This window comes from Variovorax sp. P1_H2, assembly GCF_056405295.1.
Genome location: NZ_JBFUCJ010000124.1, coordinates 1 through 19,570 on the forward strand (window position 1 = coordinate 1; position 19,570 = coordinate 19,570).

At 67.7% G+C, this 19,570-nt stretch carries 19 protein-coding genes and 1 tRNA gene; 14 read left to right on the forward strand and 6 right to left on the reverse strand.

The features are described 5' to 3' along the window. The 11 genes from AC1D2E_RS29545 to AC1D2E_RS29595 all read left to right on the forward strand — a co-directional run. Positions 1–627 (forward strand): aminotransferase class V-fold PLP-dependent enzyme (locus AC1D2E_RS29545; RefSeq protein ID WP_478200701.1); only part of this gene is annotated, 627 nt, incomplete at its 5' end. A 19-nt stretch (positions 628–646) separates the two neighbouring features. Beyond that, entirely contained in the window at positions 647–1,060 is a 414-nt protein-coding gene (gene iscU / locus AC1D2E_RS29550; protein ID WP_478171766.1) for a Fe-S cluster assembly scaffold IscU, read from the forward strand. A gap of 1 nt (position 1,061) precedes the next feature. Continuing rightward, complete coding sequence (gene iscA, locus AC1D2E_RS29555; RefSeq protein WP_286368289.1) at positions 1,062–1,385, forward strand: iron-sulfur cluster assembly protein IscA; 324 nt, start codon at positions 1,062–1,064, stop codon at positions 1,383–1,385. 49 nt (positions 1,386–1,434) lie between these two features. After that, positions 1,435–1,953: a Fe-S protein assembly co-chaperone HscB gene (hscB, locus tag AC1D2E_RS29560; protein ID WP_478171765.1), complete on the forward strand. Its 519-nt coding sequence runs from the start codon at positions 1,435–1,437 to the stop codon at positions 1,951–1,953. Positions 1,954–1,995: 42 nt separating this feature from the next. Continuing rightward, positions 1,996–3,852, forward strand: coding sequence for a Fe-S protein assembly chaperone HscA (gene hscA, locus AC1D2E_RS29565; protein ID WP_478200702.1), 1,857 nt, complete (start codon positions 1,996–1,998; stop codon positions 3,850–3,852). Positions 3,853–3,855: 3 nt separating this feature from the next. Then, entirely contained in the window at positions 3,856–4,194 is a 339-nt protein-coding gene (fdx, locus tag AC1D2E_RS29570; protein ID WP_478200703.1) for an ISC system 2Fe-2S type ferredoxin, read from the forward strand. Further along, positions 4,194–4,913, forward strand: coding sequence for a DNA polymerase III subunit epsilon (dnaQ, locus tag AC1D2E_RS29575; RefSeq protein ID WP_478200704.1), 720 nt, complete (start codon positions 4,194–4,196; stop codon positions 4,911–4,913). Before fdx ends, dnaQ begins: the two co-directional genes overlap by 1 nt. A gap of 76 nt (positions 4,914–4,989) precedes the next feature. Then, positions 4,990–5,064: transfer RNA gene (locus AC1D2E_RS29580), tRNA-Val, on the forward strand. An 83-nt stretch (positions 5,065–5,147) separates the two neighbouring features. Next, the gene (locus AC1D2E_RS29585; RefSeq protein WP_478200705.1) at positions 5,148–6,245 is read left to right on the forward strand and encodes an NAD(P)/FAD-dependent oxidoreductase; all 1,098 of its coding nucleotides are present in this window, start codon (positions 5,148–5,150) and stop codon (positions 6,243–6,245) included. 92 nt (positions 6,246–6,337) lie between these two features. Then, the gene (locus AC1D2E_RS29590; RefSeq protein WP_478171760.1) at positions 6,338–6,646 is read left to right on the forward strand and encodes a glycine zipper domain-containing protein; all 309 of its coding nucleotides are present in this window, start codon (positions 6,338–6,340) and stop codon (positions 6,644–6,646) included. A gap of 33 nt (positions 6,647–6,679) precedes the next feature. Then, on the forward strand, positions 6,680–7,366 hold the full coding sequence (locus tag AC1D2E_RS29595) for a phage holin family protein (protein ID WP_478200706.1): 687 nt from the start codon (positions 6,680–6,682) through the stop codon (positions 7,364–7,366). Positions 7,367–7,381: 15 nt separating this feature from the next. Here AC1D2E_RS29595 and AC1D2E_RS29600 read toward each other — a convergent pair whose 3' ends face one another. Beyond that, positions 7,382–8,449 (reverse strand): quinone-dependent dihydroorotate dehydrogenase, encoded by a 1,068-nt coding sequence (locus AC1D2E_RS29600; RefSeq protein ID WP_478200707.1) that lies wholly within the window; start codon positions 8,447–8,449, stop codon positions 7,382–7,384. Between the two features lie 74 nt (positions 8,450–8,523). Between AC1D2E_RS29600 and rpiA the strand changes: the two genes are divergently transcribed. Next, positions 8,524–9,258, forward strand: a complete 735-nt coding sequence (gene rpiA / locus AC1D2E_RS29605) for a ribose-5-phosphate isomerase RpiA (RefSeq protein WP_478200714.1) — start codon at positions 8,524–8,526, stop codon at positions 9,256–9,258. Positions 9,259–9,274: 16 nt separating this feature from the next. Here rpiA and AC1D2E_RS29610 read toward each other — a convergent pair whose 3' ends face one another. The 5 genes from AC1D2E_RS29610 to AC1D2E_RS29630 all read right to left on the reverse strand — a co-directional run bounded on the left by AC1D2E_RS29610 (position 9,275) and on the right by AC1D2E_RS29630 (position 16,129). Further along, positions 9,275–9,901 carry a glutaredoxin family protein gene (locus tag AC1D2E_RS29610; RefSeq protein WP_478200708.1) on the reverse strand — a complete coding sequence of 209 codons (627 nt, stop codon included), beginning with the start codon at positions 9,899–9,901 and terminating at the stop codon, positions 9,275–9,277. Positions 9,902–9,935: 34 nt separating this feature from the next. Continuing rightward, a complete protein-coding gene (locus AC1D2E_RS29615) occupies positions 9,936–11,984 on the reverse strand; it encodes a M3 family metallopeptidase (protein ID WP_478200709.1) in 2,049 nt (682 codons plus the stop codon). Positions 11,985–12,018: 34 nt separating this feature from the next. Continuing rightward, a complete protein-coding gene (folD, locus tag AC1D2E_RS29620) occupies positions 12,019–12,885 on the reverse strand; it encodes a bifunctional methylenetetrahydrofolate dehydrogenase/methenyltetrahydrofolate cyclohydrolase FolD (protein ID WP_478200710.1) in 867 nt (288 codons plus the stop codon). Between the two features lie 77 nt (positions 12,886–12,962). Then, positions 12,963–13,595, reverse strand: coding sequence for a response regulator transcription factor (locus tag AC1D2E_RS29625; protein ID WP_286368208.1), 633 nt, complete (start codon positions 13,593–13,595; stop codon positions 12,963–12,965). After that, entirely contained in the window at positions 13,592–16,129 is a 2,538-nt protein-coding gene (locus AC1D2E_RS29630) for a PAS domain-containing sensor histidine kinase (RefSeq protein WP_478200711.1), read from the reverse strand. Before AC1D2E_RS29630 ends, AC1D2E_RS29625 begins: the two co-directional genes overlap by 4 nt. Before the next feature lie 197 nt (positions 16,130–16,326). Between AC1D2E_RS29630 and aceE the strand changes: the two genes are divergently transcribed. Both aceE and AC1D2E_RS29640 read left to right on the forward strand, forming a co-directional pair. After that, entirely contained in the window at positions 16,327–19,041 is a 2,715-nt protein-coding gene (gene aceE / locus AC1D2E_RS29635; protein WP_478200712.1) for a pyruvate dehydrogenase (acetyl-transferring), homodimeric type, read from the forward strand. 37 nt (positions 19,042–19,078) lie between these two features. Continuing rightward, positions 19,079–19,570 (forward strand): biotin/lipoyl-containing protein (locus tag AC1D2E_RS29640; RefSeq protein ID WP_478200713.1); only part of this gene is annotated, 492 nt, incomplete at its 3' end.

Consider the following 19,570-nt stretch of genomic DNA (forward strand, 5'->3'; position numbering starts at 1 on the left):
ATCGACCTGATGAGCCTGGCTTCGCACAAGACCTACGGCCCGAAGGGCATCGGTGCGCTGTACGTGCGCCGCAAGCCGCGCGTGCGGCTCGAGGCCCAGATGCACGGCGGCGGCCACGAGCGCGGCATGCGCTCGGGCACCCTGCCGACGCACCAGATCGTCGGCATGGGCGAGGCCTTCCGCCTGGCCAAGCTCGAAATGAAGGCCGATGTGGCCAAGGCCGCAGCGCTGCAGAAGCGCCTGCTCGACGGCCTGAAGGACGTCGAGCAGGTCTTCATCAACGGCAATCTCGAACACCGCGTGCCGCACAACCTGAACATGAGCTTCAACTACGTCGAAGGCGAGTCCCTGATCATGGGCATCAAGGGCCTGGCGGTGTCCAGCGGCTCGGCCTGCACCTCGGCCAGCCTGGAGCCCAGCTACGTGCTGCGCGCGCTCGGCCGCAGCGACGAACTGGCCCACAGCAGCCTGCGCATGACCATCGGCCGTTTCACGACCGAGGAAGAAATCGACTACGCGATTTCGACCATCAAGCACAACGTCGCCAAGCTCCGCGAGCTAAGCCCGCTGTGGGAGATGTTCAAGGACGGCATCGACATCAGCACGATCCAGTGGTCGGCTCACTGAAAATTCAAAGAGGTACCCCATGGCTTACTCTTCCAAGGTCATCGACCACTACGAAAATCCCCGCAACGTCGGCTCCTTCGAAAAGGGCGACGACTCGGTAGGCACCGGCATGGTCGGCGCACCGGCCTGCGGCGACGTCATGAAGCTGCAGATCAAGGTCAACCCCGAGACCGGCGTCATCGAGGATGCGCGCTTCAAGACCTACGGCTGCGGCTCGGCGATCGCCTCGTCCTCGCTCGTGACCGAATGGGTCAAGGGCAAGACGCTCGACCAGGCGGCGGCGCTCAAGAACGCCCAGATCGCCGAGGAACTGGCGCTGCCGCCGGTCAAGATCCACTGCTCGATCCTGGCCGAAGACGCGATCAAGGCGGCGGTCAGCGACTACAAGGCCAAGCACGGCGTGGCGGCCGCAACCACGGAAGCCACTCACTGACATGGCTGTGACACTGACCGAATCGGCCGCGCGCCACGTCACCCGCTACCTCGGCAAACGAGGCAAGGGCGTGGGCGTCCGGCTGGGCGTCAAGACCACGGGCTGCTCGGGCCTGGCCTACAAGCTCGAGTACGTGGACGAGTTCGCGCCCGAGGATGTGGTGTTCGAGGACCACGGCGTCAAGGTGCTGGTCGACCCGAAGAGCCTGGCCTACATCGACGGCACGCAGCTCGACTTCGTGCGCGAGGGCCTCAACGAGGGCTTCAAGTTCAACAATCCGAACGAACGCGACCGCTGCGGCTGCGGCGAAAGCTTCCGCATCTGAGCCTGACCGGCCCCAGACCGAGCCGCCAACATGGCGGCTTTTTGATGTCATGAATCTGAACGATACCGATTTCCAGCTCTTCGCCGTGCCGGCGACCTTCGCGCAGGACCGCGGTGTGCTCGACACACGCTGGAAGGAACTGCAGCGGGAAGCCCATCCGGACCGCTTCGCGGCGCAGGGCGCAGCGGCGCAGCGGCTGGCGATGCAGTGGTCGGTGCGCATCAACGAAGCCTACCAGCGGCTCAAGAACCCGATCAAGCGGGCCACCTACTTGTGCGAACTGAATGGCGCGGGCATTCAGGCCCATACCAATACCGCGATGCCGCCCGAGTTCCTGATGCAGCAGATGGCATGGCGCGAGGAGCTCGACGACGCCGCCGATGCCGTCGCGCTCGACAAGCTGCGCGCCGAGGTCGAGGCCGGACGTGCCCGCGCGCTGTCCTCGCTCGACTGGCTGATCGACGAGAAGGGCGACTATGCCGAGGCGGCGCGGCAGGTGAGAGCCCTCATGTTCATCGAGCGTTTTGCCGAGGACATCGAGGCCAAGGCCGATCAGTGGGGACAATAGCGGCATGAATCATTTCCCCGTCCATCACCTCGAGGAGGCCTGATGGCATTGCTCCAGATTTCAGAACCTGGCCAGGCGCCCGATCCGCACCAGCGCCGAATCGCCGTCGGCATCGACCTCGGCACCACCCACTCGCTGGTCGCGGCGGTGCGCAACGGCGTCGCCGAATGCCTGCCGGACGCCGCAGGCCGCGTGCTGCTGCCTTCGGCGGTGCGCTACCTCGACACCGAGCGCCGCCAGATCGGCCACGACGCGTTGGCGGCGCGGGCCGCCGACCCCTCCAATGTCATCACCTCGGTCAAGCGGCTGATGGGCCGCGGCCTGTCGGACATCGCCAACCGCGATGCGATGGCCTACCACCTGACGGGCGACGGCGGCATGGTCAAGGTGCGGACCGCGGCGGGCGAGAAGTCGCCGATCGAGGTCAGCGCCGAGATCCTGGCGACCCTGCGCTACCGGGCCGAAGACACCTTCGACGACGACCTCCACGGGGCTGTGATCACGGTCCCGGCCTATTTCGACGAAGGCCAGCGGCAGGCCACCAAGGATGCGGCCCAGCTCGCCGGGCTTCATGTGCTGCGCCTCATCAGCGAGCCGACGGCGGCTGCGATCGCCTATGGGCTGGACAACGCCAGCGAAGGTGTCTACGCGGTCTATGACCTGGGCGGAGGCACCTTCGACATCTCGATCCTGCGGTTGACGCAGGGCGTGTTCGAGGTCGTCGCGACCGGTGGCGATTCGGCCCTGGGCGGCGACGATTACGACCATGCGCTGGTCGACTTCGTGCTGTCGCAACGGGGCCCCGAGGCCCGCAGCGACGCCGATCGGTCGGCCCTGCTGGTGGCCGCCCGGGCCACCAAGGAGGCGCTCTCGAATGCCGATTCGGCCACCTTCAGTGCCCGCCTGTCGGGCGGGGAGTTCGGCATCGAGGTCCGGCGCGAGCAGTTCGAGGCCGCCACGGCCGAATTGACCGCGCGCACCATCACGGCCGTGCGGCGCGTGCTGCGCGATGCGCGGCTGGCGTCGGGCGAGTTGCAGGGCATCGTGCTGGTCGGCGGCGCCACGCGCATGCCGCAGATCCGCCGCGCCGTGGCCGAATGCCTCGGCCGCGAGCCCTTGACCAACCTTGATCCGGACCAGGTGGTGGCGCTCGGCGCCGCGATCCAGGCGAACCAGCTGGCCGGCAACGGCGGCACCGACGACCTGTTGCTGCTCGACGTGATCCCGCTGTCGCTGGGCATCGAGACCATGGGCGGCCTGGTCGAGCGGATCGTGCCGCGCAACCAGACCATCCCGACCGCCATGGCGCAGGACTTCACCACCTACAAGGACGGCCAGACCGCGCTGGCGCTGCACGTGGTGCAGGGCGAGCGCGACCTGGTCGCCGACTGCCGCAGCCTGGCGCGCTTCGAGCTGCGCGGCATCCCGCCGATGGCTGCGGGTGCGGCGCGCATCCGCGTGACCTTCACGGTCGACGCCGACGGCCTGCTCGGCGTGAGCGCGAAGGAGCAGGGCAGCGGCGTGGAGGCGAGCGTCACGGTCAAGCCGTCCTACGGGCTTTCCGACGAACAGATCGCGACCATGCTGAAGGACAGCTTCTCGACCGCGCAGCAGGACATGCAGGCCCGCGCGCTGGTCGAGGCGCGGGTCGATGCCGACCGCATGCTGATGGCGACGCAGAGCGCGCTGGATGCCGATGCATCGCTGCTGTCGGCCGAGGAGCATGCAGCCATCGAACAACTGATGGCCGCTTTGCGAAGCGCGCGCTCGGCCAATGAAGCCGCCGTCGTGGAAGCCGCCACCAAGGCGCTGGCGGACGGCACCGAAGCCTTCGCGGCGGCCCGGATGAATGCAGGCATCGCGCGCGCGCTCGCCGGCCGACAGATCGACTCTCTCTAGAACATGCCCACGATCAAGATCCTTCCCCATCCCGAGTACTGTCCGCAAGGCGCCGAGATCACGGCCGCCGCCGGCACCTCGATCTGCGAGGCCATGCTCGAGAACCACATCAACATCGAGCATGCCTGCGAGATGAGCTGCGCCTGCACCACCTGCCACGTGATCGTGCGCAAGGGCATCGAGTCGCTCGGCGAGGCGGAAGAGGGCGAGGAAGACCTGCTCGACCGCGCCTGGGGCCTGGAGCCGCAGTCGCGGCTGAGCTGCCAGGCGATCCTCGCGCAGGCCGATCTGACTGTCGAGATCCCGAAGTACTCGATCAACCACGCCAAAGAGAAGCACTGATGAGCCGACTGATCGTCCTCGACACCGAAACCACGGGCCTGTCGGCGGAGAACGGCGACCGCATCATCGAACTCGGATGCGTGGAGCTGTTCAATCGCAAGCTCACCGGCAACGACCTGCACATCTACTTCAACCCCGAGCGCGAGAGCCACGAGGACGCGCTCAAGGTGCACGGGCTGACCACCGATTTCCTGCGCGACAAGCCGAAGTTCCCGACGCTGGCCAAGGACATCGTCGACTACCTGCGCGACGCCGAACTGATCATCCACAACGCGGCCTTCGACGTCGGCTTCCTCAACAAGGAACTCGAACTCGCAGGCCTGCCTCCGCTCGCCAGCTTCGTCGGCGAGGTGACCGACACGCTCGCGATGGCCAAGGCGGTCTATCCGGGCAAGCGCAATTCGCTGGACGCACTGTGCGACCGCTTCGGCGTCGACCGCTCCAACCGCACCTTCCACGGCGCCAAGCTCGACGCGCAGCTGCTGGCGGACGTCTACATCAACCTCACGCGCGGGCAGGATGCGCTCTTGATCGACATCGCGTCGAACGAGCCCGCGCACGGCACGGTGGTGTCGATCGACCTCGGCGCCTTCGAGTTGCCGGTGCTGGTCGCGACCGAGCATGAACTCGCCGCGCACGAGGAAGTCCTGGCGCAGCTCGACAAGTCGAGCAACGGCCGCACGCTTTTTCGCCAGACTGTCGAGAAAGCTGTGGCATAATCTGAGGCTTCGCGCCACACGGTGCGAACATCCAGATGGCAAGCAGTCCGAGGTTCACTCGGGCGTCGCGCGCCGAGGGCGGTTAGCTCAGGGGTAGAGCACAGCATTCACACTGCTGGGGTCGGAGGTTCGAAGCCTCCACCGCCCACCATTCACTTCCTTTCCTTGTCGTGCCGCATTCGGCAGTGGCCGGAGTGCGTCCGGGGCCCTGCTCCGTGGCGCTAAGCTCGCGGAATGGAACAATTCGATTGCGCCGTCATCGGCGCCGGTGTTGTGGGGCTGGCCGTTGCGCGTGCGCTGGCGCTGAAAGGCCGCGAGGTCATCGTGCTGGAGTCCGAGGGAGCGATCGGGACCGGGACCAGTTCGCGCAACAGCGAGGTCATCCACGCGGGCATCTACTACCCGGAAGGCTCTCTCAAGGCGCGGCTGTGCGTCGAAGGCAAGCAGCTTCTCTATGCGTATGCGGCTCAGCGCGGGCTGCCGCACCGGCGCTGCGGCAAGCTGATCGTCGCCACCAGCGAGGCGCAAGTCGGTCAGCTCGATGCGATCGCGGCCAAGGCCCGGGCCAATGGCGTGGACGATCTGGCGCCGCTCACCCGGGCCCAGGCCCAGGCCATGGAGCCGCAACTCGAATGCCTGGCCGCGCTGCATTCGCCGAGCACCGGCATCGTGGACAGCCATGCGCTGATGCTGAGCCTGCAGGGCGACCTCGAGAATGCCGGCGGCGTGGTCGCGCTGAAATCTGCGGTCATCGGCGCCGAGTGCGGCAGCAGCGGCATCGTGCTGAAGTCCGCAGACGGGACGGCCTTGCGCTGCAACAGCGTCGTCAACGCGGCCGGCCTCGCCGCGCCGCTGCTGGCCCGCCGGTTCGAGGGCCTGCCCGCCGGTTCGTTGCCGGGGGCCTGGTATGCCAAGGGCAGCTACTTCACGCTCGCCGGCCGCGCGCCCTTCAGCCGCCTGATCTATCCCGTGCCCGAGGCCGCGGGCCTGGGCGTTCACCTGACGCTCGATCTCGGCGGCCAGGCGAAGTTCGGTCCGGACGTGCAGTGGGTGGCCTCGCCCGACGACCTGGTCGTGGACCCGGCGCGGGGCGACGGTTTCTACGCCGAGGTCCGCAAGTACTGGCCGGCGCTGCCGGACGACGCGCTGGTGCCGGGCTATGCCGGCATCCGGCCCAAGATCTCGGGCCCGGGCGAGGCCGCGGCCGACTTCATGATCGAGGGGCCCGAGGCGCACGGGGTGCCGGGCCTGGTCAACCTGTTCGGGATCGAGTCGCCAGGGCTGACCAGCAGCCTCGCGATCGCCCGGCGCGTGGTGGATCTGCTGTCGTAGAGCCGCGCGGGCATGTACCATGGAACGGCGCGCCATTTGTCGGCGCTGTGTCGCCGGCGCGGTGCCGGCTTGACTGAGGAGGACTTTTTTCGATGACTGCTTCCACCAACCTCGAAGCCGCGGCCAACGCCGTGGCCGAAGACATCGCGAGCGACGTCCGTGGCGTGCTCGCCAGCAAGGACCTCGATTCCGTGCCGCAAATCAAGGCGCTGCGCCAGCGCATCGACAGCAAGCTGGCGATCGCGCGCGAACTCGCGGCCGAGAAGAGCCGGATTGCCGCCAAGAAGGCCCGCGAAGCCGCCAACACGGCCAACGCCTATGCACACGACGAGCCTTGGCAGATCGCCGGTGCCGCGCTGGCCGTGGGTGTGCTGGTGGGCCTGCTGCTTGGGCGCCGTTGATTTCACGCGCCAGGGCGCGGCGGAGCTGACGCGATGAGCTTCGCCGACCTGTTCGGCCTCAAGTCTCGCCTGCGCCGCCTGCGCATCCTGGCCGGCGAAGGCGCACTGGCCGCCGAAGATCGTGCGCAGCTCCTGAGGCTGGCCTGGGACGAGGAAAAGAAGCGCCTGCGGCTGTTGCTCGCCCTGGGGGTCGCGGTGGTCGGCCTGACCACCGTCGCCATTGCGCTGCTGTCGGTCGCGATCGTGGTCCATTTCTGGGACACGCCGCACCGAACCACGGCAGCCTGGATGCTGGCGCTGCTCTGGACCGGGCTCTGGGCGGCGGCCGTGCTGCTGCTGATGGGCACGCTGCGCAGATCCTCGGCCTTTGCGTCGGCGCGCCAGACCTTCGAGCGCGATCTCGAATGGTTCCATGAGCGCTTCGGCGCCGAGCGCGACGAAGACCTTCCGGACACTTCGGTGTCCCTGAGCAGCGAACAGCTGGTTTCCCGGATCGAGCGCCAGCGATTGCGCATCGCGACGCTCGAGGCCGCGGCGACGGGCGCCGGCGAGGCGCCGGTCCCGAACGAATCCGCCGCCGCCGCGGCCATGCGCATTGCGCGCGAGCATCCGGTGGCCGCCGGCGTCGCGGCCGCAGCGGTGATCGCGGTGCTGGGTCCGCGCCGCGTGGTCCGCTGGGCGACCGTGATCGCGCCGGTGCTCTGGCGGATGCGCGGCTGAGGCCCGTCCCCCGGCTCAGGCCCTGCGTTCGCGCAGCGCCTGGGCCGCCTGGCGCACCAGGGCCGGGCCGCGGTAGATGAGACCGGTGTAGATCTGCACCAGGTCGGCGCCGGCGTCGATCTTGGCCAGCGCGTCCGCCGCGCTCAGCACGCCGCCCGCGCCGATGATCGGGAAGTCGCGGCCCAGCGTCGCGCGCAGCTGGCCGATCACGCGGTTGCTGGCTTCCCGCACCGGCGCCCCCGACAGGCCGCCGGCTTCCTCGGCATGGGGCAGGCCCGCGACGGCATCGCGCGCCAGCGTCGTATTGGTCGCGATGACCCCGTCCATGCGGTGGCGCAGCAGCGTGGCGGCGATCACCTTGACCTGGGACTCGTCGAGGTCGGGCGCGATCTTGACGAACAGCGGCACCCGCTTGCCCTGGCGCGCGGCCAGCAGCTCGCGCTTGTCGGCGACGGCGCCGAGCAGCGCGTCGAGCGCTTCGTCACTCTGCAGCGAGCGCAGGTTGGCGGTGTTCGGGCTCGAGATGTTGAGCGCGACGTAGTCGGCGTGCGGATAGACCCCGTCCAGGCAGATCAGGTAGTCGTCGACCGCGCGCTCGATCGGCGTGGCGGCGTTCTTCCCGATGTTGAGGCCCAGCAGCATCGGCGGCTTCGAGGTATCGCGCCGGAAGCGGGCCCGTTGCACATTGGCGATGAAGGCCTCGAGGCCCTCGTTGTTGAATCCGAGCCGGTTGATCAGCGCGTCGCGCTGCGGCAGGCGGAAGATCCGCGGCTTCGGGTTGCCGGGTTGCGCCTTGGGCGTGACCGTGCCGACTTCGACGAAGCCGAAACCCATGGCACCGAAGGCGTCGATGCAGCGGGCGTTCTTGTCGAGGCCGGCCGCCAGTCCGATGCGGTTCGGGAAAGTCAGCCCGGCGAGCGTGACCCGGTCGACCACGCGCGGTGCCGCGTAGGCGCAGGCCAGCGGCGTGTTCTGGGTCCGTGCCAGGGCGTTGAGCGTCAGTTCGTGGGCGCGCTCGGCGTCGACGCCGAACAGGAAGGGGCGGGCGAGCCCGTAAAGAGAGGAGGGCAGCGGCAGGAGCATCGGATAATTCTCGACTTCAGACTTCAATCAGCCCAGGATTCTCCCCGATGACTTCCCCTGCACCCGCTCCCGTCATGAGCTGCCCGGCCGCTCCGAAGGCGAATACCGAAGCGCTGCTGCGCGAAGGCAGTCCAGTGACACAGGACGAACTCAAGGCACAGGTCGGCCGCGCTGCGCTGGACTATGTGGTCAAGGGCGAGATCATCGGCGTCGGCACCGGCTCGACCGTCAACAAGTTCATCGAGGCGCTGGCCGGCATCAAGGACCAGATCCGCGGCGCCGTCTCCAGTTCGGTGGCCTCGACCGAGCGCCTGCGGGCGCTGGGCATCGAGGTGTTCGACAGCAACGCGGTCGAGGAGCTGGCGGTCTACATCGACGGTGCCGACGAGATCGACGGCCGCGGCTACATGATCAAGGGCGGCGGCGCCGCGCTCACGCGCGAGAAGATCGTCGCGGCGCAGTCGAAGCGCTTCGTCTGCATCGCCGACGCCTCCAAGCTGGTGAACACGCTCGGCGCCTTCCCGCTGCCGGTCGAGGTGATTCCGATGGCGGCCCAGCGCGTGATGCGGCAGTTCGCCCGGCTGGGCGGCCTGGCGCAGGTGCGCGAGAAGGACGGTGCGCCGCTGGTGACCGACAACGGCCAGCACATCATCGACGTGACCGGCTTGCGGATCACCGATCCGCTGGGTTTCGAGGCCGAAGTGAACCAATGGCCCGGTGTGGTCGAGGTCGGTGTCTTTGCCCACCAGCGCGCCAGCGTCTGCCTGCTGGCGACGTCCTCGGGCGTGCAGACACTGCGCTTTGGCTAGGGCCTGTGAACAGGCCCTAGAACCTGATGCCGGCGGGGTTGCTCGGGGTCGGCCCGGATGCCGGTGCGGGCGTGTCGGCCGCCGTCGGGGCCGGTGCGGCAGCGGCAGGCGCGGGTTCTGCCGCGGGTTGCAGTGCCACCAGCGGCTGGGCCGGCGGATTGCGGTAGCCGGCCGGCAGCCGGGTGCTCTTGGGATAGCCCGCCGCGTCCAGGTACTGGGACCACTCCGAGTCCGAGAAACCCTTGAGCTGCTGCGCGCCGATCGTCAGCAGCGGCAGCGAGTTCTGGCCGCTCAGCCGCTGCAGCGAGGCGATGTCCTCGTTCGACTTGACAGTCCGTTCGTCGAAGGGCACGCCGCGCGTGATCAGCAGCGAGCGGCCGGCGCCGCAAGGGCCGCATTCCTCGCTGGTGTAGAGCGTCACCGGGTAGCGCTGGACCACCTGCTGCAATTCGTAGGGCAGGCCGGCGCGGGCGCTGACCGTGTTGCCGGCCCGGACCGGCGCCGCAGGCGCTTCGGCGCTCGGCGGCTGGTCGGAGAAGGTGAGCTTGCCGCTCTTGTCGACGTGGCGATAGACCGCCTGCGCCAGCGTGGCGCTGGCGACCAGCAGCAGGGCGAGGCCCGCGAGGGCGCTGTTGAGCTTCATCGATGGTTCCCGAGATTCGATGGGGCGGAGTATGTCAGGCTGGCTGCGCCTCGGCCATGCCCTGGTGCCGCAACAACGCATCGAGCTGCGGCTCGCGGCCGCGGAAGGCCTTGAAGGATTCCATCGCGCTGCGGCTGCCGCCGGCCTCGAGGATGGCCTCGCGGTACTTGCGCCCGGTCTCGACGCTGGGCTCGCCATTGGCGCCGGCCGTCTCCTCGAAAGCCGCATAGGCGTCGGCGCTCAGCACCTCGGCCCACTTGTAGCTGTAGTAGCCGGCCGCGTAGCCGCCCGAGAAGATGTGGCTGAAGGTGTTCGGTGTACGGCTGAAGTCCGGCGAGGGCATCACCGCGACTTCCTCGCGCACCTTGGCGAGCAGCGCCATGACCTCGCCTGGCTGGGCGGCGGCGGCGTCGTAGCCGGTGTGCAGCAGCATGTCGAAGAGCGAGAACTCGATCTGGCGCAGGGTCTGCAGGCCGCTCTGGAAATTCTTGGCGGCGGTCATCTTGTCGAACAGGGCGCGCGGCAGCGGCTCGCCGGTGTCGACGTGCGAGGTCATGTGCGCAAGCACGTCCCACTCCCAGCAGAAGTTCTCCATGAACTGGCTCGGCAGCTCGACCGCGTCCCACTCGACGCCGCTGATACCGGAGACATCGCGCTCGTCGACGCGGGTCAGCATGTGGTGCAGGCCGTGGCCGAACTCGTGGAACAGGGTGGTCACGTCGTCGTGCGTGAGCAGCGGCGGCTTGCCGTCGACGCCTTCGGCGAAGTTGCAGACCAGCTGCGCGACCGGCGTCTGCAGCGTGCCGATGTCGGGGCGCAGCCAGCGCGCGCGGACATCGTCCATCCAGGCGCCGCCGCGCTTGGCGGCGCGGGCCGAGGGGTCGAGGTAGAACTGACCGACCTTCTGGCCGGCCCGCTCGATGCGATAGAACTCGACGCTGGGGTGCCACACCGGCGCCGTGTCGCGCCGGATCGAGACTTCGAACAGCGTCTCGACGATCTTGAACAGGCCCGCCATCACCTTCGGCGCCGTGAAGTACTGCTTGACCTCCTGTTCGCTGAAGGCGTAGCGCGCTTCCTTGAGCTTCTCGCCGATGTAGGTCCAGTCCCAGGGCTGCGGATCGGCGAGCCCGAGGTGTTCGGCGGCGAAGGCCCGCAGGTCGGCCAGGTCGCGCTCGCCGTAGGGCTTCGCCTTGGCGGCCAGGTCGCGCAGGAACTTGATCACCTGGTCGGCCGACTCGGCCATCTTCGGCACGACCGAAAGCTCGCCGAAGTTGGGGTAGCCGAGCAGCTTCGCCTCTTCCTGGCGCAGCGCGAGGATTTCGCGGATCAGTGCGGTGTTGTCGAAGGCCGGGTCGCCGAATTCGCTGGCCCGCGTGACGTAGGCGCGGTACAGCCGCTCGCGCAGCGCGCTGTTCCTGGCGAACTGCATCACCGGCAGGTAGCAGGGCATCTTGAGCGTCAGCTTGTAGCCGTCCTTGCCCTCCGCTTCGGCGGCCGCACGGGCGGCGCCGATGACGTCCTCCGGCACGCCCTCGAGGTCTTCGAGCACCGCGTACCAGGCGAAGGCGTCGGTGGCGTCGAGCGCGTTCTCGCTGAACTTCTGGCTCAGTTCGGCCTGCCGCTCCTGGATCTCCGCGAAGCGCGTCTTGGCGGCGCCTTGCAATTCGGCGCCGCCGAGCACGAAGTTGCGGATCGCGTTGCGGTGCGCCTGGCGCTGCTCGGGGTTCAGCGTCGCGAGGTCGATGGCCTTGTACTTGGCGTACAGCCGCTCGTCGGATCCCAGGCGGGTCCAGAAGGCGGTGACGCGCGGCATGGCCTCGTTGTAGGCGGCCCGCAGCTCGGGGGTGTCGGCCACCGCGTTGAGGTGGCCCACCGCGCCCCAGGCGCGGCTGAAGCGCTCCGAGGCCACGTCCAGCACCTTGGCGATCGCGGTCCAGTCGGCCGGGAACCCGGGCGCCGTCGCTTCCTGCAAGGCCGCCTCGGCGCCGGCGAGCAGGGCGTCGACCGCCGGGGCGACATGCTCCGGCTTGATCTGGTCGAACAGCGGGAGGTCGTTGAAGTCGAGGAGCGGATTGGTCATGGTCTTGTTCAGATGGCGGACAGGGAGCGCGAGTTCAAGTGGCGCTGGCGCCGGCGGCCACCCGTTCGGCGGCCTCGATCGTGTTGACCAGCAGCATCGTGATGGTCATCGGGCCGACGCCGCCGGGCACCGGCGTGATCCAGCCCGCGACCTCGCGCACGCCGGCGAAGTCGACGTCGCCGCAGAGCTTGCCTTCGTCGTTGCGGTTCATGCCGACATCGATCACGACCGCGCCGGGCTTGACCATGTCGGCAGTGAGCACATTGCGCTTGCCGACCGCGGCAACCACCACGTCGGCGTGGCGCGTGAAGGCGCCCAGGTCGGCCGTCGCGCTGTGGCAGATGGTGACGGTGGCGCTCCTGGCGAGCAGCATCAGCGCCATCGGCTTGCCGACGATGTTGCTGCGGCCGATGACCACCGCATGCTTGCCGCGCAGCTCGTAGCCGATCGATTCGATCATCTTCATGCAGCCGTAGGGCGTGCAGGGCCAGAAGCCGGGCGAGCCGGTCATCAGGGCGCCGGCGCTGGCGACGTGGAAGCCGTCGACGTCCTTGGCCGGCGCGATCGCCTCGATCACCTTCTGGGCGTCGACGTGGGCTGGCAGCGGGAGCTGCACCAGGATGCCGTGGATCGCCGGGTCGTTGTTGAGCGCGTCGACGCGGGCCAGCAGGTCGGCCTCGCTCAGGTCGGCCGGGTACTTCTCGAGCACCGAGTGCAGGCCGTTGTCCTCGCAGGCCTTGACCTTGTTGCGCACATAGACCTGGCTGGCCGGGTTGTCGCCGACCAGCACCACGGCCAGGCCGGGCACCACGCCGCGAGCCTTGAGCGCCGCGGCGCGGGCCGCGACCTCTGCGCGCAGCGCCTTGGAGAGCGCGTTGCCGTCGATCAGTTGAGCAGTCATCGTTTTTTCGATCTTCAGAAATGGAAACGCCCGCTTGCGCAGGCGTGGGGTTGGTCGGGCGTGCCGGGGCGGTCTGGCTAGGCCTTGGCCGGCGTCGCCGCCTGTCCGAGGGCGATCTTGAGCAGGTCCGCCACCGTGTTGGCGTTGAGCTTTTCCATGATGTTGGCGCGGTGCGCCTCCACCGTCTTGATGCTGATGCCGAGGTCGTCGGCGATCTGCTTGTTGAGCCGACCGGCAACGATGCGCTCGAGCACCTGGGCCTCGCGGCCGGTGAGCTTGGACAGCAGCGCGTCGCGGCTGGCCGACTGCTGGTGCTGGGCGAAGGCGCCGCGGGCATGTTCGAGCATGCGCTCGACCAGCGCCACCAGGGCCTCGTCGTTGAACGGCTTCTGGATGAAATCCATCGCGCCCTTTTTCATCGAGTCGACCGCCATCGGCACGTCGCCGTGGCCGGTGATGACCACGATCGGCAGCGGCGAACGGCGTTCGATCAGCCGGTCCTGCAGCTCGATGCCCGACATGCCGCCCATGCGGATGTCGACGATCAGGCAGGCGACCTCGCGCGGGTCGTAGCGCGACAGGAAGGACTCGGCCGAATCGAAGCAGCGGACCCGGTAGTCCTTGCCCTCGAGCAGCCATTGCAACGAATCGCGGACCGCCTCATCGTCGTCGACGACATACACAGTGCCCTTCTTCGGAATCAAACTCATGCAGGTACTTTCGCCTCGTTGCTTGCTACGGAATCGATAGCGTCCAACACCGGTAACCAGAAGGAAAAACGGCATCCGACGATGTCCGGCCCATTGTAGATGTTCTCTGCCTGCATCCGGCCGCGGTGCGACTCGACGATGGTGCGGCAGAGGTTGAGCCCGATGCCCATGCCTTCGGGCTTGGTGGAGAAGAAGGCCTCGTAGAGCCGGTCCATCACTTCGGGGGCCAGGCCCATGCCGGTGTCCTGGACCGAGAACTCGACCGCCGGCTGGCCGTCGATGGTCTTGGGCAGCACCCGCAGTTCGACGCTGCGGCGCGCCAGCGGGCGGTTCGCGAGGTCGATCGACTCGGCCGCATTCTTCAGCAGGTTGACCATCACCTGCTCGATCAGGATCGGATCGACCCGCAGGATCGGCAGCCGCGCCGCGACGTAGTGGTTCAGCCGGACGTTGCGCCGGCGCAACTCGATGCCGGCCAGTTCGACCGCCTCGCTGACCATCGTCGAGACCTCGGCCGGTGTGCGGTTGGGCTCGCTGCGCTTCACGAAGGAGCGGATGCGCTGGATGATCTGGCCGGCGCGCTGGGCCTGCTTGGAGGTCTTCTCGAGCGCCGCGAGCAATGCTTCCGAATCGATCTGCTGGCCCTTGATGCGCGACACCATGCCGTTGCAGTAGTTGGTGATCGCGGTCAGCGGCTGGTTCAGCTCGTGGGCGACGCTGGAGGCCATCTCGCCCATGGTGATCAGCCGGCTGGCGGCATGGGCCCGGTCGGCCTGGGCCGCTGCCAGGTCCTCGGCGTCGCGCCGCGGCGTGATGTCGGTGGCGATCACCAGCTGCGCCAGCCGGCCGTCGACCCAGGTCAGGTAGCGCGAGCGCACCTCGAGCCACTTGCCGAGCTCGGGCACGAAGATCTCGTTGTTGGCCGGCTGGGCGGTGGTCAGCTGGTCGATCGGCAGACCGGCGAAGGAGTCGACGTCGTCCAGTTCTTCGTCGCGCGCCTGGGTCGCCGGCACGCCGGCCTGCGCCACCATGCCCAGGTGGCCGACGGTGTTCGACCCGAACCAGAGCCGGTAGAGCTTGTTGGCGAACAGCAGCTCCTCGCTGCCCAGCGGGGCCACCGAGACCGAGGCGTCCAGCGCTTCCAGCACCGTGGTGAAGCGCTCGTAGGAGGCCGACAGCTGCTCGCGGATCCGGGTCGGCTCGGTGATGTCGGTCATCGAGGTCATCCAGCCGGTCTGGTGACCGCGGGCGTCGATCAGCGGCGAGACATAGAGCCGGGCATTGAAGACGCTGCCGTTGCGGCGCTTGACCCGGACCTGGAAGCCGCCGGGCAGGGCACGCCCGTGCAGTTCTTCTTCGAGCCGCTCGTTCATGACCTCGCGGTCGGATTCGAGCCAGTAGGGGAAGGGCGGCGTCTGGCCGACCAGCTCGTTCTCGCTCCAGCCGGTCATCGCGCAGAAGGCCGCGTTGACGTAGGTGATGCGGCCCTCGAGGTCGAGCACCCGCATGCCGGTCAGCATGGAGTTCTCCATCGCCCGGCGGAAGTTGGTCTCGGCCACCAGCGCCTGCTGCGCCTGCAGCCGCCGGCGCGTGTGGCGCCAGGTGCCGATCAGCATCCAGCTGGTGAGCACGCTGAGCGCGCCGACCAGCCAGAAGAGGCCGTTGCCGACCACCCCCTGGGAGGTTCGATAGGCCTGCGCCCGCAGCACCAGCGCATTGCCGACCGGCGAGACCGGGACTTCGTATTCGTTGGTGCGCACGGTCCAGGGCAGCAGCCGGGTGCCGGCCCCGCGCGGCTTGGCGACCGTGTTGCCGGCGATCAGGCCGCCCTTGGCGTCGAGCAGCGAGACCGCATAGCGGGCCGAGACTTCGGAGGGCATGCCGTAGCGCAGCAGGCCGTCGATGGAGAACTCGCCCAGCAGCATGCCGGCGAACAGCCCCTGGTCGAACAGCGGAATGTAGAGCCCCAGCATCGGCGACGGCTCGCCACCGGCCAGGGGTTGCGAGAACACCGGCTGGCGCAGCTCGCGGGCCAGCGCGTAGTTGCTTTCGATATCGCCCGGCCGCAGCACTTCGCCGACGGCATGCTGCAGCGCCGGATGGACGCTGGGCGCCGCGTAGTTGGCCTTGATGCGGCGGCGGTCGTCGATCCAGCTGACCGATTGCAGCTCCGGGAACTGGCTCACCAGCGACTCGGCACGGCTGGTGAATTCCGCCGCGTCGATTTCTCGGTTGGAGGCGTCGCGCGCCAGCCGCATCAACTGCTCCTGGCGCTCCAGCAGCCGCAGGCGGACGCGCTGCTGGGCGTACTCGACATCGCGCTTGACCGATTCCTGGACCCGTTCCACCTCCTCGGCCCGCAAGTACCAGAAGGCCGAGACGATGGCGGCGAGGAACAGCAGCACCGCGGCCAGCGGCGCGAGCATCGCGACCGCGTCCTGCAGCATCGGCGTCTGGCGGCGCCACCAGCGGCGCAGCCACGAGAGCGGCGACGCGGCATTGCGTGCGACGGCGATCGGAGAGGAAAGGGACATCGGCGAAGTTTAGGTGAAGGCTCCTGCGCAAGGCGGGCGGTGCCGAAGTGCCATGGATCCGAGTGCGGCCGAGTCGATGATTTCATAATAAGAAATCGATAGGCACGATTTGAAATCTGGATAATTCTGTGAGAAACTCCCGCGCGCTGCCGGATACGGCACTAAATTACGGCCACAACCCTCACAAGGAGACAAGCATGTCGGCAAATCCCGAGAACCTCTACGGCTCGGCTGCGAACGACCTGGACGCGCAGGAAACGCGTGAATGGATGGACGCACTGTCCGCCGTGATCGAGAGCGAGGGGCCCGACCGCGCGCACTTCCTGCTCGAGCAACTGCTCGAGCACGCGCGCCAGAACAGCATCGACAAGCCCTTCTCGGCCAACACCGCCTACGTCAACACCATCGAGGCCGACCAGGAGGAGCGCTCGCCCGGCAATGCCGAGATCGAGGAACGCCTGCGTTCCTATATGCGCTGGAACGCCATGGCGATGGTGGTCAAGGCCAACCGCCACCATCCGCCCGAGGGCGGCGACCTCGGCGGCCACATCGGCTCCTTCGCCTCGCTGGCCAGCATGTTCGGCGCCGGCTTCAATCACTTCTGGCACGCCGAGAGCGAGAACCACGGCGGCGACTGCCTCTACATCCAGGGCCACGTGTCGCCCGGCATCTATGCCCGCGCCTATCTCGAAGGCCGGCTCACCGAAGAACAGCTGCTCAACTTCCGCCAGGAAGTCGACGGCAAGGGCCTGTCGAGCTACCCGCATCCGAAGCTGATGCCCGAGTTCTGGCAGTTCCCGACGGTGTCGATGGGCCTGGGCCCGCTGATGGCGATCTACCAGGCGCGCTTCCTCAAGTACCTGCATGCACGCGGCATCGCCAACACCGAGAACCGCAAGGTCTGGGTGTTCTGCGGCGACGGCGAAATGGACGAGGTCGAATCGTTGGGGGCCATCGGCCTGGCGGCCCGCGAGAAGCTCGACAACCTGGTCTTCGTGATCAACTGCAACCTGCAGCGCCTCGACGGCCCGGTGCGCGGCAACGGCAAGATCATCCAGGAGCTCGAGGGCGAATTCCGAGGTTCGGGCTGGAACGTGATCAAGCTGATCTGGGGCAGTAGCTGGGATCCGCTGCTGGCGCGCGACAAGGACGGTGCGCTGCGCAAGATCATGATGGAGACCAACGATGGCGACTACCAGTCGTTCAAGGCCAATGACGGCGCCTATGTGCGCAAGCATTTCTTCGGCCGCGACCCGCGCACGCTCGAGATGGTCGCCAAGATGAGCGACGACGACATCTGGAACCTGCGCCGCGGCGGCCATGATTCGCAAAAGGTCTATGCGGCCTTCGACGCGGCCGTCAAGCACAAGGACCAGCCGACCGTGCTACTGATCAAGACCGTCAAGGGCTTTGGCATGGGCAAGATCGGCGAGGGCAAGAACACGGTCCACCAGACCAAGAAGCTCGGCGACGAGGACATCAAGGCCTTCCGCGACCGCTTCAACATCCCGATCCCGGACAGCCAGATCGCCGACCTGCCGTTCTACAAGCCGGCCGACGACACGCCCGAGATGAAGTACCTGCACGAACGCCGCAAGGCTCTCGGCGGCTACCTGCCGCATCGCCGCGTGAAGGCCGACGAGAGCTTCACGGTGCCGTCGCTCGAGACCTTCAAGGCGGTGCTGGAGCCGACCGCCGAGGGGCGCGAGATCTCGACCACGCAAGCCTACGTGCGCTTCCTGACCCAACTGCTGCGCGACCAGGCGCTGGGCCCGCGCGTGGTTCCGATCCTGGTCGACGAGGCCCGCACCTTCGGCATGGAAGGCCTGTTCCGCCAGATCGGCATCTACAACCCCGCGGGTCAGCAGTACACGCCGGTCGACAAGGACCAGGTCATGTACTACCGCGAGGACAAGGCCGGCCAGATCCTGCAGGAAGGCATCAACGAGGCCGGCGGCATGTCGAGCTGGATCGCTGCCGCGACCTCGTACAGCACCAACAACCGGATCATGGTGCCGTTCTATGTCTACTACTCGATGTTCGGCTTCCAGCGCATCGGCGACCTGGCCTGGGCGGCCGGCGACATGCAGGCGCGCGGCTTCCTGCTGGGCGGAACGTCGGGGCGCACCACGCTCAATGGCGAAGGCCTGCAGCACGAGGACGGCCACAGCCACATCCTGGCCAACACCATCCCGAACTGCGTCAGCTACGACCCGACCTTCGCGCACGAGGTCGGCGTGATCCTGCACCACGGCCTCAAGCGCATGGTCGAGAAGCAGGACAACGTCTACTACTACATCACGCTGCTGAACGAGAACTACCCGATGCCCGGCCTGCAGCCCGGCACCGAGGAGCAGATCATCAAGGGCATGTACCTGTGCAAGCAGGCGCCGGCGCTCAAGGCCAAGTCGCCTTCGGTGCAACTGCTGGGCAGCGGCACCATCCTGCGCGAGAGCTTCGCGGCCCAGGAACTGCTCGAGAAGGACTGGGGCGTTTCGGCCGCGGTCTGGAGCTGCCCGAGCTTCAACGAGCTGACCCGCGACGGCCAGGAGGCCGATCGCTGGAACCTGCTGCACCCGACCGAGACGCCGCGCGTCTCCTTCGTCGAGCAGCAGCTCTCGGCCAGCAGTGGCCCGGTGGTGGCGTCGACCGACTACATGAAGGCCTACGCCGAGCAGATCCGCCCGTTCGTGCCCAAGGGCCGCAACTACAAGGTGCTGGGTACCGACGGCTTCGGCCGCAGCGATTTCCGCAACAAGCTGCGCGAGCATTTCGAGGTCAACCGGCACTTCATCGTGGTGGCGGCGCTCAAGGCGCTGGCCGAGGATGGCACCGTGCCGGCGCAGAAGGTGGCAGACGCGATCAAGAAGTACGGCATCAACGCCGAGAAGATCAACCCGCTCTACGCATAAAACCAATCAACGGCGCCCGAAGGGCGGGAGACACGATATGGCAATAGTGGAAATCAAGGTGCCGGACATCGGCGACTTCGACGAGGTCGCGGTGATCGAGGTGCTGGTGAAGGTCGGCGACACGGTGAAGGCCGAGCAGTCGCTGATCACGGTGGAGTCGGACAAGGCCTCGATGGAGATTCCGTCGAGCCAGGCCGGGGTGGTGAAGGAACTCAAGGTCGAGGTCGGCAGCAAGGTCAAGGAAGGCTCGGTGGTGCTGGTGCTCGAAGGCGAGGGCGCTGCGGCGCCGGCGGCTTCCGCCCCTGCGGCTGCAGCCGTTCCGGCAGCCCCGGTGCCTGCTGCGGCCCCTGCGGTTGCGGCCCCTGCGCCGGCTGCAGCGGCCGGCCCGATCGACATCAAGGTGCCCGACATCGGCGACTTCAAGGACGTSKCSGTSATYGARGTSCTGGTSAARSCCGGCGACAYSATCAAGGCCGAGCAGTCGCTGATCACSGTSGAGTCSGACAAGGCCTCGATGGAGATTCCGTCG